Annotated in this window: 17 protein-coding genes; 1 reads left to right on the forward strand and 16 read right to left on the reverse strand. The window is 72.2% G+C overall.

What is annotated here, in order from left to right:
* Positions 1–444: 444 nt before the first annotated feature.
* From IEY98_RS26155 to ffh, 16 genes are all read right to left on the reverse strand, one after another.
* Positions 445–2007, reverse strand: coding sequence for a YifB family Mg chelatase-like AAA ATPase (locus tag IEY98_RS26155; protein ID WP_189213318.1), 1563 nt, complete (start codon positions 2005–2007; stop codon positions 445–447).
* On the reverse strand, positions 2007–2363 hold the full coding sequence (locus IEY98_RS26160; protein WP_189213319.1) for a YraN family protein: 357 nt from the start codon (positions 2361–2363) through the stop codon (positions 2007–2009). The genes IEY98_RS26155 and IEY98_RS26160 overlap by 1 nt, the downstream gene beginning before the upstream one ends.
* A 90-nt stretch (positions 2364–2453) precedes the next feature.
* A complete protein-coding gene (locus IEY98_RS26165) occupies positions 2454–2777 on the reverse strand; it encodes a DUF2469 domain-containing protein (RefSeq protein WP_189213320.1) in 324 nt (107 codons plus the stop codon).
* A gap of 40 nt (positions 2778–2817) precedes the next feature.
* Positions 2818–3555, reverse strand: coding sequence for a ribonuclease HII (locus tag IEY98_RS26170; RefSeq protein WP_189213321.1), 738 nt, complete (start codon positions 3553–3555; stop codon positions 2818–2820).
* Entirely contained in the window at positions 3552–4349 is a 798-nt protein-coding gene (gene lepB / locus IEY98_RS26175; RefSeq protein ID WP_189213322.1) for a signal peptidase I, read from the reverse strand. The genes IEY98_RS26170 and lepB (IEY98_RS26175) overlap by 4 nt, the downstream gene beginning before the upstream one ends.
* A 6-nt stretch (positions 4350–4355) precedes the next feature.
* Positions 4356–5150 (reverse strand): signal peptidase I, encoded by a 795-nt coding sequence (gene lepB / locus IEY98_RS26180; protein WP_229787575.1) that lies wholly within the window; start codon positions 5148–5150, stop codon positions 4356–4358.
* Between the two features lie 51 nt (positions 5151–5201).
* Positions 5202–6137: a signal peptidase I gene (lepB, locus tag IEY98_RS26185; RefSeq protein WP_189213591.1), complete on the reverse strand. Its 936-nt coding sequence runs from the start codon at positions 6135–6137 to the stop codon at positions 5202–5204.
* Between the two features lie 1224 nt (positions 6138–7361).
* On the reverse strand, positions 7362–7721 hold the full coding sequence (gene rplS / locus IEY98_RS26190) for a 50S ribosomal protein L19 (RefSeq protein WP_189213324.1): 360 nt from the start codon (positions 7719–7721) through the stop codon (positions 7362–7364).
* Between the two features lie 133 nt (positions 7722–7854).
* Complete coding sequence (gene trmD, locus IEY98_RS26195; RefSeq protein WP_189213325.1) at positions 7855–8622, reverse strand: tRNA (guanosine(37)-N1)-methyltransferase TrmD; 768 nt, start codon at positions 8620–8622, stop codon at positions 7855–7857.
* Positions 8623–8624: 2 nt separating this feature from the next.
* Complete coding sequence (gene rimM / locus IEY98_RS26200; protein ID WP_189213326.1) at positions 8625–9140, reverse strand: ribosome maturation factor RimM; 516 nt, start codon at positions 9138–9140, stop codon at positions 8625–8627.
* Between the two features lies 1 nt (position 9141).
* A complete protein-coding gene (locus IEY98_RS26205) occupies positions 9142–9381 on the reverse strand; it encodes an RNA-binding protein (RefSeq protein ID WP_054050002.1) in 240 nt (79 codons plus the stop codon).
* The gene (gene rpsP / locus IEY98_RS26210) at positions 9378–9830 is read right to left on the reverse strand and encodes a 30S ribosomal protein S16 (RefSeq protein WP_189213327.1); all 453 of its coding nucleotides are present in this window, start codon (positions 9828–9830) and stop codon (positions 9378–9380) included. The genes IEY98_RS26205 and rpsP overlap by 4 nt, the downstream gene beginning before the upstream one ends.
* Positions 9831–9975: 145 nt before the next feature.
* Positions 9976–10722: a LamB/YcsF family protein gene (locus IEY98_RS26215; RefSeq protein ID WP_189213328.1), complete on the reverse strand. Its 747-nt coding sequence runs from the start codon at positions 10720–10722 to the stop codon at positions 9976–9978.
* Positions 10719–11465 (reverse strand): CPBP family intramembrane glutamic endopeptidase, encoded by a 747-nt coding sequence (locus IEY98_RS26220; protein ID WP_189213329.1) that lies wholly within the window; start codon positions 11463–11465, stop codon positions 10719–10721. Before IEY98_RS26220 ends, IEY98_RS26215 begins: the two co-directional genes overlap by 4 nt.
* 48 nt (positions 11466–11513) lie before the next feature.
* A complete protein-coding gene (locus tag IEY98_RS26225) occupies positions 11514–12596 on the reverse strand; it encodes an amidohydrolase family protein (protein ID WP_189213330.1) in 1083 nt (360 codons plus the stop codon).
* Entirely contained in the window at positions 12593–14125 is a 1533-nt protein-coding gene (gene ffh / locus IEY98_RS26230; protein WP_189213331.1) for a signal recognition particle protein, read from the reverse strand. Before ffh ends, IEY98_RS26225 begins: the two co-directional genes overlap by 4 nt.
* Positions 14126–14247: 122 nt before the next feature.
* Between ffh and IEY98_RS26235 the strand changes: the two genes are divergently transcribed.
* The gene (locus IEY98_RS26235) at positions 14248–14832 is read left to right on the forward strand and encodes a dihydrofolate reductase family protein (RefSeq protein WP_229787510.1); all 585 of its coding nucleotides are present in this window, start codon (positions 14248–14250) and stop codon (positions 14830–14832) included.
* Positions 14833–14861: the final 29 nt, after the last annotated feature.

Below are 14861 nucleotides of genomic sequence, written 5' to 3' on the forward strand. Positions count from 1 at the left end.
GGCGGGGCGGGGTTGGGGCGGGGCGGGGTTGGGGCGGGGTTGGGGCGGGGCGGGGTTGGGGCGGGGCGGGGCCGAGACGGGGGGTTGCGACGGGGCGGGGTTGGGGTGTGGCGGGTTGGGGGGGCGGGGCCCGGGTCCGGTTCGGTGTGGCGGGGTTTGGCGCGGCGAAGACGGGGCTGGGTTGAGGGGCGGCGGGTTGGCGGGTTGGGACGGCATGTGACGGGGTTGGGGGCGGCAGAGACGGGGCAGGTGTGGAGACGGCGGGACGGGTGTGGAGACGGCGGGACGGGTGTGGAGACGGCGGGACGCGGGACAGGTCTGGGGGACGGCGGGACGGGTTAGGGGCGGCGGGCGGCGGGGCGGGCTGCGGGCGGAGGGGTTGGGGCGGCGAGGTTGCGTGGAGTTCTGGGCTTGGGTTGGAATTCGTGGGGATAGGGGTGGGGTTTAGCCATAGCGGGCTCTTGATTTGGGGTGGGTGGGGTAGGAGGGGGTTGGTTGGAGGGTTAGGCGGTCACGGAAGTGGAGGGCGGCGGCTATGTGGTCGGCGGTGGGGGTGGGGGCTTCGGCTAGGTCGGCGAGGGTCCAGGCGACTCGGATGCAGCGGTCGGCGCCTCGGGCGGTTAGGGCGCCGGTGGCTAGGGCTCGGTCGAGCATGACCATGGCTTCGGGTGGGGGTGGGAACTCGCGGCGGAGGGCGGGGCCGGGGACTTCGGCGTTGGTGTGCCAGCCGTTCTCGCGCCAGCGGTGGGTGGCGCGGGCGCGGGCGGCTCGGACTCGGGCGGCTACGGTTGCGGACGTTTCGGGGGTGTCCTCGTGGGGGGCCATGGCGGTGATGGCGGGGATGCGGATCTGGAGGTCCACTCGGTCCAGTAGTGGGCCGGAAAGCCTTGTCAGGTAACGCCTTCTGGCCACTGCCGTGCACATGCAGTCGCGGTCCTTGATGGGCGCGCACGGGCACGGGTTGGTGGCCATGACCACCTGGCAGGCGGCGGGATAGCGGACGATGCCGTCTCGGCGGGCTAGGCGGACTTCGCCTTCCTCCAAGGCCGTTCGCAGGCATTCCAGGCGGTCGGCGGCGAACTCGCAGACCTCGTCGAGGAACAGGATTCCCCGGTGGGCCTTGCTCATCGCGCCGGGTTTGGCTAGGCCTACGCCGCCGCCGGTTAGGGCGGCTACCGAGGTGGTGTGGTGGGGGGCGATGAACGGGGGGACGGTGATCAGGGGGTTGTCCGTCGACAGGCCGCCGACGATGGAGTGGACCGCGGTGACCTCCAGGGCCTGTTCGGGAGTCAGGTCGGGCAGGATGCCGGGGAGGCGGCGGGCGAGCATCGACTTGCCCGCGCCGGGTGGGCCGATGAACAGCAGGTTGTGGCCACCGGCCGCGGCGACTTCCAGGGCCCATTTGCCTTCCTGTTGACCGACCACGTCGGACAGGTCCGGCACTGCGGGGGCCGGGCGCGGCGCGGATTCGGTGGGGTGGTGCAGCGTGTCCTCGGCGCCGCGGATCCAGCGGAGGACCTCGGTGAGCTGGTCGGCGCCCAGGACGGCCATGTCCCGCACGAGTGCGGCTTCCGGGAGGACCGAGCGCGGCACGACGGCTCGGGTTATGCCGGATCGGCGGGCCGCCATCAGGCACGGCAGGACGCCGCGGACCGCGCGGAGGCGGCCGTCCAACGCCAGTTCGCCGATGAAGACCGTGTCGGACAGCGGTCGGCATTCGGCGGGGTTGTCGGCTATCTGGACCGCGACGGCCAGGGCCAGGTCGTAGCCGGAGCCGCCCTTGGGCAGCGCGGCCGGGGACAGGGCCAGGGTGATCGCCTGATCGGGCCAGAGCAGGCCGGAGTTGCGGGTCGCGGCGCGGACCCGGTCCTTGGCCTCGTTGAGTGCGGCGTCGGGCAGGCCGACGATCTGGGTCCGGGGTTTGCCGCCGCCGATGTCGGCCTCGATCTCGACCGGGACGCCGTCGACGCCCACGAGCGCGACGGACCACACGCGGGTCAGGCCCATCAGAACGCCCCGATCAGGTGGCGGACGGACGGGAGCCCGCCGCGCGGCCAGAGGATCGCGACGATGTCGAATCTCGTCGGGCACGGCGGTATGCCGTGATCCCGCCGCCAGCGCAGGGCGAGCGCGCGGATACGGCTCGCCTTCTCCGCGCTCACCGATTCAGCAGGCGTGCCATAAGCGGTCGAGCGGCGCGTTTTCACCTCGCAGACGACCAATTGCGCGCCGTCCGCGGCGATGATGTCCAGTTCGCCGAGTGGACAGCGCCAATTGCGGCCGAGGATGCGCATGCCGAGCCGCTGCAGATAGCGGGCGGCGACGGACTCCCCGGCGGCGCCGAGTTCGCGGTGATCGCTCATCATCAGTTCCCTTCATCGCGGGATCACTGATTTCGAGCGTGCCGAACCCCGGGTCACCCGCGCACGGGCAACTCCGGGGCTGTGGATAACTCAGCCGTTGAAGGGGCCGTCCTCCGGGAGGCGCAGGTCCGGCTTGTCGAGTTCCTCGACGTTGACGTCCTTGAAGGTGATCACCCGGACGTTCTTGACGAAGCGCGCCGGGCGGTACATGTCCCACACCCAGGCGTCGGACATCCGCACCTCGAAGTAGACCTCGCCCTCGGCGTCGCGGACCTGCACATCCACGCCGTTGGCCAGGTAGAAGCGCCGCTCGGTCTCCACGACATAGGCGAACTGGCCGACGATGTCCCGGTACTCCCGGTAGAGCTGCAGCTCCATCTCGGTCTCGTACTTCTCGAGATCCTCCGCGCTCATGTGCCGCGCGCCCCTCCTGGTCGTACTCCGGGACCGCCGCTCACTGCGGCGACGTCCCATTCTGGACCACGGCCGCCGCCGCGACACTCAGCGCCACCCGGTGTGGCGCGCGAAGCCCGTGCTTGCGCCCGGCGGACGCGACGTTGACGAACGACCAGCGGTGCTCCGGGGTGGGCCCGTGCTCGTCGAGCGCCCGCGCGTGCAGCGGCGTGCAGTAGCCCTTGTGCACGTCGAAGTGGTACTCGGGCAGCCGGGAGTGCAGGTCTTCCATGATCCGGTCGCGGGTCACCTTGGCCAGCACCGACGCCGCGGCGACGCAGGCGGCGGCCTGGTCTCCCTTGACCACCGGCATGTGCGGGGCCGTCAGCCCCGGCACGCGGAAACCGTCGACCAGCACGTACCCCGGGTGCACCGTCAGCCGGGCGACCGCCCGGCGCATGCCCTCGATGTTGGCCGCGTGCACGCCGCGACCGTCGACCTCCGCTGGCGGGATGACCACGACGGCGTAGTCGACGGCACGCGCCTTGACCAGGTCGAACATCCGGTCGCGGGCGGCCGCCGTCATCAGCTTGGAGTCGGTGAGCCCGTCGAGGCGGGCGGCGTCTCCTGGGCGCAGCACGCAGGACGCGACCACCAGCGGCCCGGCGCACGCACCCCGCCCGGCCTCGTCCACCCCCGCGACGGGCCCGAGCCCGCGGCGGTGCAGAGCGGTCTGCAGGCCCCAGTTCCCCGCGTCGCGCCGGAGAATGGCGCGGGGCGGACGGAACGCCGTGGTCACCCGAGCCCTCCTCTCCTGCGCAGCAGCCACCACACCGGCACGGCGGCCACCAGGCCGATGCCCGCGGGCAGCAGACCCGCCGCCTGCGGGTTGTCGTCGCCGACGCCGCCCCAGCGGGACGGCGGGAGAATGATCGCACGCGCCTTCCCGATGACATTCTCCACCGGCACGAGCCCGTTGCGCCCGCCCCCGCCCTGGGTCCGCGAGTCGCCGGAGTTGTTGCGGTTGTCGCCCATCACGAACAGCATCCCCTCGGGCACCGACACCGGCGCGAACTCGGCCTGGCGGGCGCTGCCGCGGTCGGCGTCCCAGAAGATGTAGGGCTCGTTCAACGGCTTGCCGTCGACCAGGACGCGGTTGCGGTCGTCGCAGCACTCGACGGTTTGCCCGCCGACCGCGATCACGCGCTTGACCACGTCGTCGTCGTCCGGCTCGGCGAGCCCGAACGGGGCGAACATGTCCTGCAGCCAGTCGACGAACGCGTTCTGCGACTCGTCCGACCCCCGCGTCCAGGTGGCGGGCCGCTCGAACACCACGACCTCGCCCGGCGTCGGCTCGCCGAACCAGTACACGACCTTGTCGACCAGCACGCGGTCGCCGTAGCAGCCCGGACAGCCGTGCAGGGTCCGCTCCATCGACTCCGACGGGATCAGGAACACCCGGGCGAAGAACGTCTGGATGACGATCGTCAGGACCAGCGCGATGCCCAGCAGGATCGGCAGCTCGATCCAGAACGGGCGCTTCTTCCTGACCCGGCCCGCAGGCGGCTCCTCCGGTGCGGATTCCTCCGACACGGCCGCCTACCTGCGCAAGCGGCGTCCCAGCGCCACCACCGGGAAGGCCAGCGCGAGCCCGACGCCCGCCGGGATGCCCGCCTGCCACGCCGGGGCGGACAGCGCCTGCGGGTCGTGGTCGCCCACGCCCTGCCAGCGCGACGGCGGCAGGATGATCGTGCGCGCCTTCCCGATGACGCTGTCGATCGGGACCATGCCGTTGAGCCCGCCGCCGCCCTGCGAGCGCGAGTCGCGGGAGTTGTTGCGGTTGTCGCCCATCACGAACAGCATCCCCTCGGGGACGGTGATCGGCTCGAACTGCGACTGCTCCATGCCCGGGTCCGGCAGGTACACGTACGGCTCGTCCAGCGGCTTGCCGTTGACCAGGACGCGGTTGCGCTCGTCGCAGCACTCGACGGTCTGGCCGCCGACGGCGATCACGCGCTTGACGATGTCGTCCTCGCTGGGCTCGGCGAGACCGAACTGGGCGCCGAAGTCCTGGAACCATGACACGATCGGGTTATCCGAGCGGGACGCGCCACCGAAGTGGTCCCAGGTCCCCGGGCGCTCGAACACCACGACGTCGCCGGGACTGGGGTCGCGGAACAGATAAGTGATCTTGTCGACGAGCACGCGGTCGCCCGTGCAGCCGGGGCAGCCGTGCAGGGTCCGCTCCATCGACTCCGACGGGATCACGAAGACGCGCGCGATGAACGTCTGGATCAGGATGGTCAGCACCAGCGCCACGCCGAGCAGGATCGGCAACTCCACCCAGAAGGGGCGCTTCTTCTTCGCTTTCTTCTCCGGCTCGGCGACATCCACCTGCTCGGCGCCGTGGTCGGAGTCTTCCCCGGCACCGGTTGCGTCCGACACCTATTCCGCCTTCCTGCTGGTCAGGGACTTCTTGACGCGGCGGCCGAGCCACAGCACCGGCCACGCCGCGGCGAACCCGAGCCCGGCGGGCAGCCCCTGCTGCCATGCGGGCGCGGCGATCGCCGGGGGCGCCTGCGGGTTGTGGTCGCCGACGCCCTGCCAGCGCGATGGCGGCAGAACGATGGCCCGGACCTTCCCGATGACCTTGGTGATCGGGACGACGCCGCGGATGCCGCCGCCGCCCTGGATGCGCGAGTCGGCCGAGTTGGCCCGGTTGTCCCCCATGACCCACAGGGTTCCCTCCGGCACCGTAACGGGTGCGAAGCGCTGGCGCTCGTCGGGGCCGCCGCTCTCCCAGTAGATGTAGGGCTCGTCGAGCGGCTTCCCGTCGACCATGACGCGCATCTTGTCGTCGCAGCACTCGACGGTCTGGCCGCCGATCGCGATGACCCGCTTGACGAAGTCCCGCTCGTCCGGCGGGGCGATGCCGATCAGCGAGCCCATGTACTGCAGGCCCTTCACGACCGGGTTGTCCTCGTCGCCGGTGGCGTCGACCTGCTCGCCGGTCCAGGAGTTCGGGCCCTGGAAGACGACGACGTCGCCGGGCAGCGGGTCGCGGAAGTCGTAGACCATCTTGTCGACGAAGACGCGGTCGCCGGTGCAGCCGGGGCAGCCGTGCAGGGTCTGCTCCATGGAGCCGGAGGGGATGGAGTAGACGCGGCCGACGAAGTGCTGGATGAGGAAGGTCAACAGGAGGGCGACGCCGACCAGGGTGACCAGCTCGCGCCACAGCGGCTGCTTCTTGTGCTTGCGGTGCTTGCCGTGGCGGGGTTGGTCGTCGTCCTGCTCGGCGGGCTCCGGCTCGGGTTCGGGGGTCGCGCGGCGGGGGGTGTAGGCGGTGGGGTCGGCGGGCTCGGGGCGGGGGACGGTGGGGATGACGGCGGTGTTCTCGTCATCGGGGGTCTTGCGGGCGACGGGCTCGGTGCGGTGGTCGAGGGGGGAGAACCGCAGGGAGGGCGAGTCGGCTGGGGTGGGCCAGCGTGGGGGGTCTTCGGGGTCGGGCTGGTCTGTGGGGGTCGATGGGGTGAGGAACGCGGACGGGGGTCCGGGGTCTTCGGGGTCGGGTGCGGTGAAGAACGCGGAGGGTGGTCCGGCTTCGGTGGGGGCGGGTGGGGTGAAGAACGCGGACGGAGGTCCGGCGTCGTCAGGGTGGGTCGCCGCGTTGGGCTGGGTGAAGAGCGCGGAGGGTGGTCCGGCTTCGGTGGGGTGGTCCGGGGTGGAGAAGGCGGACTCGGTGTCGGTGGGGGCGTTGCCGTGCACGGGCGCGAAGAAGGCGGACGGTGGTCCGGTGGGGGCGCCGGTGTCGTCGTGGTCTGCCGGGTCTACCGGGGTGAAGAAGGCTGAGGGCGGGCCTGCGTCGGCGGGACGGCCGTTGCCCCGGTGGGTGGGGGCGAAGAAGGCGGTCGGATCGACAGGGCCACCGGGGGTGCGGTGGAGGGCGGACGGGCCCACATCGGCCGGGTCCCGGTGGAGGGTGGCTGGGCCAGTGGGGCCTGCGTGGTCGCGGCGGAGAGTGGGTGGGCCTGCGGCCGGGGTGCGGTTGTCCTGGTGGAAAGCGGCTGGGCCAGCGTCGACCGTGGCTCGACTGTTCGGGCGGAAGGGAGCCCCGGAGTCGGTGGGGGCGCTTCGGGCCGAGGTGGTGCCGTTGGGGTGGAAGGGGGCCGGGGGCGCGCCGTTGGGTGGGTCTACCGGGGTGAAGAAGACCGAGGGCTTGCCCAGGTCGGCCGGGCCGCGGCGGCCTCGGTCGCCGGGGGCGCCGGTGTCGGGGCGGGGTGGGGCCGGGGGTGGGTAGCGGGTGTCCGCGGGGGTGGGGGGCAGCATGCCCTGCGGGACCGGGTGGCCGTTGCGGGGCTTGTCCAGCGGAGGGAGGGAGTCCTCCGGCAGGGGGTCGCCGAACCAGAAGGTGGCGTCTGCCGGGGGACGGCGAAAGCCCGAGGCGCCGTTCACCGGTGTCCCGTTGTGGGGTGGTGTGTGGGCCTCGGGCTTACGGTCGTCCGGGCCTCCCGGGCGCTCCTGGGGTGAGCGGGCACCCGGGGGCACGCGACGAGAGGGACGGTCGACCACGCACGTCAGGGTACGTGAGCCGATGTGCTCCCCGTGTCAGGAAGTGCGCTGCGGCTCGCGCTTCTCCTTGATCTTGGCGGCCTTGCCGCGCAGCTCGCGCAGGTAGTACAGCTTGGCGCGGCGCACGTCGCCTCGGGTGACGACCTCGATCTGGGCGATGTTCGGCGTGTGCACCGGGAAGGTGCGCTCGACGCCGACGCCGAAGGAGATCTTGCGGACCGTGAAGGTCTCGCGGACGCCGCCGCCGTGGCGGCGGATGACCACGCCCTGGAACACCTGGACGCGCTCGCGCGTGCCCTCGATGACGCGGACGTGAACCTTGAGGGTGTCACCCGGGCGGAAGTCCGGGACGTCGGAACGCAGCGATTTGGCGTCCAGGGCATCCAGGGTGTTCATGGGGTAATCCGTCCTTAAGCAACTGGGTCGTCTGCCAGACCGACCGCGGGACGGCGTGCAACCGAACAGCCGGCCATGGGGTGGTCTGCGGCGCGCATCGGCTGGTGCCGGGCGCGGCAACCCGGAAAGTATGTCAGACGGACTCACCGGATTCGAAATCGACCCCCGTCAGCGACTGCAGCAGCGCGCGATCCCGCTGGTCGAGGGCGCCTTCCGGCAACGCGGCGAGCAGGTCCGGCCGCCGGTCCAGGGTCCGTTCCAGCGCCCGGTCGCGCCGCCAGCGGTCGATGGCGGCGTGGTTGCCCGAACGCAGGACGTCGGGCACGGACAGGCCGCGCCAGACCTCCGGGCGGGTGTAGCTGGGGCCTTCGAGCAGCCCGTCGGAGAACGAGTCCTGCTCCGCCGACTGCGGGTTGCCCAGCACGCCGGGCAGCAGCCGGGCGACGGCCTCGACGATCACCATGACCGCGACCTCGCCGCCGACCAGCACGTAGTCGCCGATGGACACCTCGTCGACCGGCATGCGCCGGGCGGCGTCCTCGATGATCCGCTGGTCGATGCCCTCGTACCGGCCGCAGGCGAACACCAGGCGCGGGACCTGGGCGTACTCGCGGGCCATCGCCTGGGTGAACGGGCGCCCGGCCGGGGTCGGCACGACCAGCCTCGGCGGCTCGCCCGCGCAGACCTCGTCCAGCGCCTCGCCCCAGACCTGGGGCTTCATGACCATGCCCGGACCGCCGCCGTACGGGCTGTCGTCCACGGCGCGGTGCACGTCGTGGGTCCACTTGCGCAGGTCGTGGACCTCGATGCTGAACAGGCCGCGCTCGATGGCGCGGCCCAGCAGCGCCGCGCGCAGCGGCTCCAGGTACTCGGGGAAGATCGTCAGGACGTCGACGCGCACGGCTACTCGATCAATCCCTCTGGCGGGTCGAGCACGATCCGCCCGCCCGCGACGTCCACCTCGGGGACGATCGCGGACACGAACGGGACGAGCACGTCGTCGGCGCCGTCGCGGGCCACGACGAGCAGGTCGCCGCCGGGGCCGTGCTGGATGTCGGAGACCCGGCCCACGACCGCGCCGTCGGCCAGCACGGCGGCCAGGCCGATCAGGTCGTGGTCGTGGAACTCGTCGGGGTCCTCCGGCGCGGGCAGCGCCGCGGGGTCGGCGAGCAGCAGCGCGCCGCGCAGGGTCTCCGCGGTGTCGCGGTCGGGCACCTGGTCGAAACGCACCAGCAGCCGCCCGGTGTGCCACCGGGCGGCCGCGATGGTCAGTGCGCGGACGGTGCCGTCCTTGAGCCGGGCGTCGACGGGGGCGCCTTCGGCGAAGCGGACCTCGGGCGAGTCCGTGTGCACGTCCACGGAGAGCTCCCCGCGGATGCCGTGCGCCTTGGCGACCCGGCCGACGACGACCTCGGCCATATCAGTGGTCGGTGTCGACCACGTCGACGCGGATGCCGCGCCCGCCGACCCCGGCCATCACCGTGCGCAGCGCGGTCGCGGTGCGCCCGCCCCTGCCGATGACCTTGCCCAGGTCCTCGGGGTTGACGTGCACCTCAAGCGTGCGGCCGCGACGGGTCGTGACCAGCTCCACCTGGACGTCGTCGGGGTGATCGACGATGCCTCGGACCAGGTGCTCCAGGGCGTCCGCGAGGGCGCTCACTCGGCCGCGGCCTCGGTCTCAGCGGCGGGCTCGGCCTGCTCGGCCTTCTCCGCCTTCTTCGGGGCGGACTTCTTCTTCGGGCTGATCGCCTCGGTGGTGGGCTCCTCGCCCGCCGCCTTCAGCGCGGCCTCGAACAGCTCCTGCTTGGTCGGCTTCGGCTCGGCGACGCGCAGCGTGCCCTCGGCGCCCGGCAGGCCCTTGAACTTCTGCCAGTCGCCGGTCACCTCCAGCAGGTGCTTCACCGCGTCGGTCGGCTGCGCGCCGACACCCAGCCAGTACTGGGCGCGGTCGGAGTCGACCTCGATCAGGCTCGGCTCGGTCTTGGGGTTGTAGCGGCCGATCGTCTCGATGGCCTTCCCGTCGCGGCGGGTACGGGCGTCGGCGACGATGATGCGGTAGAACGGCGCGCGGATCTTGCCGAGGCGCTGCAGCTTGATCTTGACAGCCACGGGTCTGCTTGCTCCTGTGTTTCGACGTCGGGTCTGGACGCGGGTGGCCCCGTGGGGTCGAGCCGTCACATCCGGTGGTGCGTGGGCGCCGCGGCACGGTGAGAGGGTCCGGCCGCCGCGGACAGCCGCCAATTGTGCCAGACGACTACCCGGCGAACGGAATCACCTCCACCCCGGTGCCGTTCAGGGCGCTGCGGACGGCTCGGGCGTGGGCGACCGCGCCGGGCGTGTCGCCGTGCAGGCAGAGGGAGCGGGCCGCCGCTCGCAGCACCGTCCCGTCGACGGCGACCAGCTCGCCGCGGGTGGCCAGGCGCACCGCGCGCTCGACGACCGCGGCCGTCTCGGTGATCAGCGCACCCGGCTGCGACCTGGGGACGAGCGTGCCCTCGGGGGTGTAGCCGCGGTCGGCGAACGCCTCGGGCACGGCGGCGTCCCCGGCGGCGGCGAGCAGTCGCGACCCGGGCAGGCCGAGCACCGGGAGGTCGCCGTACGCGCGCGTACCGGCCACGACGGCGTCTGCCTGGGCCTGGTGGTGCACGGTCGCGTTGTAGAGCGCGCCGTGCGGCTTGACGTACGCCACCCGCGTGCCCGCCGCCCTGGCGAACGCGTCCAGCGCCCCGATCTGGTACAGCACCTCGTCGGCGAGCGTGACGGGGTCCACATCGATGAACCGGCGGCCGAAACCCGCGAGATCGCGGTAGGAGACCTGCGCGCCGACCGCCACGCCCCGGCGCGCGGCGGACGCGCAGACCGCGCGCATCGTGGACGCGTCGCCCGCGTGGAAGCCGCAGGCGACGTTCGCCGAGGTGACGACGTCGAGCAGGGCGTCGTCGTCGCCGAGGCGCCAGACGCCGAAGCCCTCGCCGAGGTCGGCGTTGAGGTCGATCGTCACGGGGTCATCACCCCGAGGGAGATCAGCAGGACGGCCAGCGCTGGCAGGAAGTTGTTGACCTGGTGGGCCACGATGCTCGCGCCGAGGCGGCCGGTCCAGAGCCGGGCCAGGCCGATGGGGATGCCGATGACGAGCAGCAGCGAGGTGCGCAGCGGTTCGAGGTGGCTGATGGCGAAGATCACGGTGGTGAGGCCGAACACGGCCCAGCGGCCCCAGTGCAGCCGTTCGAGCGCGCCCCAGAGCAGGCCGCGGTAGATGATCTCCTCGCAGAGCGGGCCGACCAGCCAGACGTAGAGGAACAGGGTGACCGCGGCGATGACCGGCATGCGCTGGTCGTCGACCAGGCTGCCCAGCGACGACGTCGCGTTGTCCTCGCCGACGACGCGGGTCCACACCGCGGCGGCGGCCGTGGTCACGACCAGCCCGATGACGCCGAACTTGAACCCCGCCCTGAGGTCGTCGCGGCGGAACGACCAGCGCAGGTCGGCTCTCGGCCCGTTGCCGCGCAGCTTGGTGACCAGCAGCGCGGTGCCCGTCGCGAGCAGGGTGGGCACGATCGTGCCGACCAGGATGACGGTGATCGAGTCCTCCGCGCCGGGCCTCGGGTTGCCGATCAGCACGCCGATGACGACCGCGGACATCACGAAGACCGCGTACACCGCGAGGAAGGCCCCGAAGCCCCAGCGGTGGTCCCGGGCGGGCGGCGGCGGGGCCGCCGACGCGGCGTCCGGCAGCGACACCATCACACCTCCGACAGTCCGGCTCCCCCGGGCGGTCCGAGGCCAACGGGATCACCGTACGGTTTGGCGGACCACCCGTCCCCGCAACACGACGAGAGCGGGGTTGCGCAATGTCTCCAAGTCTTCCCGGGGGTCGTCGGCGAACGCCAGCAGGTCCGCTGCGGCGCCCTCGGTCAGTCCCGAGTACCCCAGCCAGGCGCGCGCACTCCACGAACCGGCCGCGATGGCCTGCTCCGCGCTCATCCCGGCCCGGTGCAGGGCGATGACCTCGTCGACGATCCGGCCGTGGGCGATGCCGCCGCCTGCGTCCGTGCCCGCGTAGACCGGCACGCCCGCCTCGATGGCGTGGGCGACGGTGCGGGTGACGTTCTCGTAGAGGTCGAGCATGTGGCGGGCGTAGGACGGGAACCGCTCGGCGCCCGCCGCGATGCCGGGGAAGTTCTCGATGTTGATCAGGGTCGGGACCAGCGCGGTGCCGCGGCGGGCCATCTCGGCCGTGGTCTCCGGGGTGAGGCCGGTGCCGTGCTCGATGCAGTCGATGCCCGCCTCGATCAGGCCGGGCAGGGCGTCCTCGCCGAAGACGTGCGCGGTGACCCTGGCGCCCGCGTCGTGGGCGACCCTGATGGCCTCGGCCAGCACGTCGTCGGACCACAGCGGGGCGAGGTCGCCCTTCTCCCGGTCGATCCAGTCGCCGACCAGCTTGACCCAGCCGTCGCCCGCCGCCGCCTGCCTGGCGACCTGGTCGGGCAGGTCGTCGGGCTCGATCTCGACCCCGAGGTGGCGGATGTAGCGGCGGGGGCGGGCGATGTGCCTGCCCGCGCGGATGATCCTGGGCAGGTCCAGGCGCTCCTGCAGCGGCGTGGTGTCGATCGGCGAGCCGCAGTCGCGGATGAGCAGCGTGCCCGCGTCCCGGTCGATCTCGGCCTGCCCGGCCGCGGTGTCGAGGTCGACCGGCCCCTCGGGGCCGATGCCGACGTGGCAGTGCGCGTCGACGAACCCGGGGATCAGGTAGCCGCCGTCGAGGACCGTTATCGCGCCCGGGACCTCGGTCGTGCGGACCCGGCCGTTGACGACCCACAGGTCCCGCTCGACGCCGTCGGGCAGGACGGCGCCGCGCAGGTGCAGCGCGGTCACTTCTTCGGGAACTTGAGCTTCGACGGGTCGAAGCCGGGCGGGAGCTGATCCATGCCGCCGAAGCCGGGCGGCAGCTGCTGCAGGCTCGGCGGCATGCCGGACAGGTCGGGCATGCCCGCGGGGAAGCCGCCGCGCACCCTCGGCTGGGTCGGGCCCTTGCCCTTGCCCTTCTTGCCCTTGCGGCCCTTGGGCTGCTTCTTGGTGGCGCTGCGCCCGCCGGGCATGCCGAAGCGGCCCGCCATCTGCTGCATCATCTTGCGGGCCTCGTAGAACCGGTTGACCAGGTCGTTGACGTCGCGGACCTGCACGCCGGAGCCGTTGGCGATGCGCACGCGGCGGGAGGCGTTGATGATCTTCGGGTCCTGCCGCTCCGCCGGGGTCATGCCGCGGATGATCGCCTGCAGGCGGTCGATGTGCTTCTCGTCGACCTGGGCGAGCGCGTCCTTCATCTGGCCCGCGCCGGGCAGCATGCCCAGCAGGTTGGCGATCGGGCCCATCTTGCGGACGGCGAGCATCTGCTCGAGGAAGTCCTCCAGCGTGAGCTCGCCGGTGCCGATCTTGGCCGCGGCCTTCTCCGCCTGCGCCTGGTCGAAGTGCTGCTCGGCCTGCTCGATCAGGGTCAGCAGGTCGCCCATCCCGAGGATGCGGCTGGCCATCCGGTCGGGGTGGAAGGCGTCGAAGTCCTCCAGCTTCTCGCCGTTGGAGGCGAAGAGGATGGGGACGCCGGTGACCTCGCGGACCGACAGCGCCGCGCCACCGCGGGCGTCGCCGTCGAGCTTGGTGAGGACCACGCCGGTGAAGCCGACGCCGTCGCGGAACGCCTCGGCGGTGGTGACCGCGTCCTGGCCGATCATGGCGTCGACGACGAAGAGGACCTCGTCGGGGTTCGTGGCTGCCCGGATGTCGGCGGCCTGGCGCATCATCTCCTCGTCGACACCGAGACGTCCCGCGGTGTCGACGACGACGACGTCGTAGTGGGAGCGCTTGGCCTCATCGATGGAGCGGCGCGCGACCTCGACCGGGTCGCCGACGCCGTTGCCGGGCTCGGGCGCGAAGACGGTGACGCCCGCCCGCTCGCCGACGACCTGCAGCTGGGTGACGGCGTTGGGGCGCTGGAGGTCGCAGGCGACCAGCAGCGGGGCGTGGCCCTGGGCCTTGAGCCAGCGGGCCAGCTTGCCTGCCAGGGTCGTCTTACCGGCGCCCTGGAGACCGGCCAGCATGATCACGCTCGGCGGGGTCTTGGCCAGGTTGAGCCGCCGGGTCTCGCCGCCGAGGATGGCGATCAGCTCGTCGTTGACGATCTTGACGACCTGCTGCGCCGGGTTGAGCGCGGCGGACACCTCCGCGCCCTTCGCCCGTTCCTTGACCTTGGCGATGAAGGCGCGCACCACCGGCAGGGCGACATCGGCCTCCAGCAGCGCGATGCGGATCTCGCGGGCGGTGGTGTCGATGTCGGCGTCGCTCAGCCTGCCTTTGCCACGCAGGTTCTGCAGGACCGATGAGAGCCGGTCGGAGAGGGTGTCGAACACGGGTGCGGCACTCCATAGCTGTTGCGGGACGTCCCCCGAGCGTACCGGGGGTCAGCGGGACGGCACTCACGTAGACCGAACGTGGCCGCTGTCGATTCCGCTCGCTCCCGTTCGTCGGCCCGGTGACGGATCGAATGAAGGAGACCGTGGTGGGCAAGCTGGTGGTCACGCAGTTCATCTCCCTCGACGGGGTCATCGAGGACCCGGCGGGCGTGGAGGGGTCGCCGCACGGGGCGTGGAGCTTCCGGGCCGACGCCCCCGACGGCCTGCGGTTCAAGCTCGACGAGCTGATGGCGGCGGACGCGCAGCTGCTCGGCCGGGCGACCTACGAGACGTTCGCGGCGTCGTGGCCCCAGCGGCGGGACGCGGCGGGGTTCGCCGAGCGGATGAACTCGATGCCGAAGTACGTCGTGTCGTCGACGCTCAAGGCGGCGACGTGGAACAACACCGAGGTGATCCCGCTCGATAAGGTCGCGGCGGTCAAGGAGTGGCACGCCCGGGACATCATCGTCCCGGGCAGCGCGCGGCTGGTGCACGCGCTGCGGGAGCGGGGGCTGGTCGACGAGTACCGGTTGATCGTGCACCCGGTCGTCCTCGGCTCCGGGAGGCGGCTGTGGGAGGGCGGGACGACCGAGCTCGAGCTGGTCGAGTGCCGGGCGGTCGGGCCGCACGTCGTACTGCAGGTCTACCGGCCCGCCCAGTGGTAGCTTCCGGCCCTTGATCCACAAGGGGGCCC

Origin of the sequence: Actinokineospora fastidiosa (genome assembly GCF_014648415.1) — a bacterium.
GTDB classification, from domain to species: Bacteria; Actinomycetota; Actinomycetes; order Mycobacteriales; family Pseudonocardiaceae; genus Actinokineospora; species Actinokineospora fastidiosa.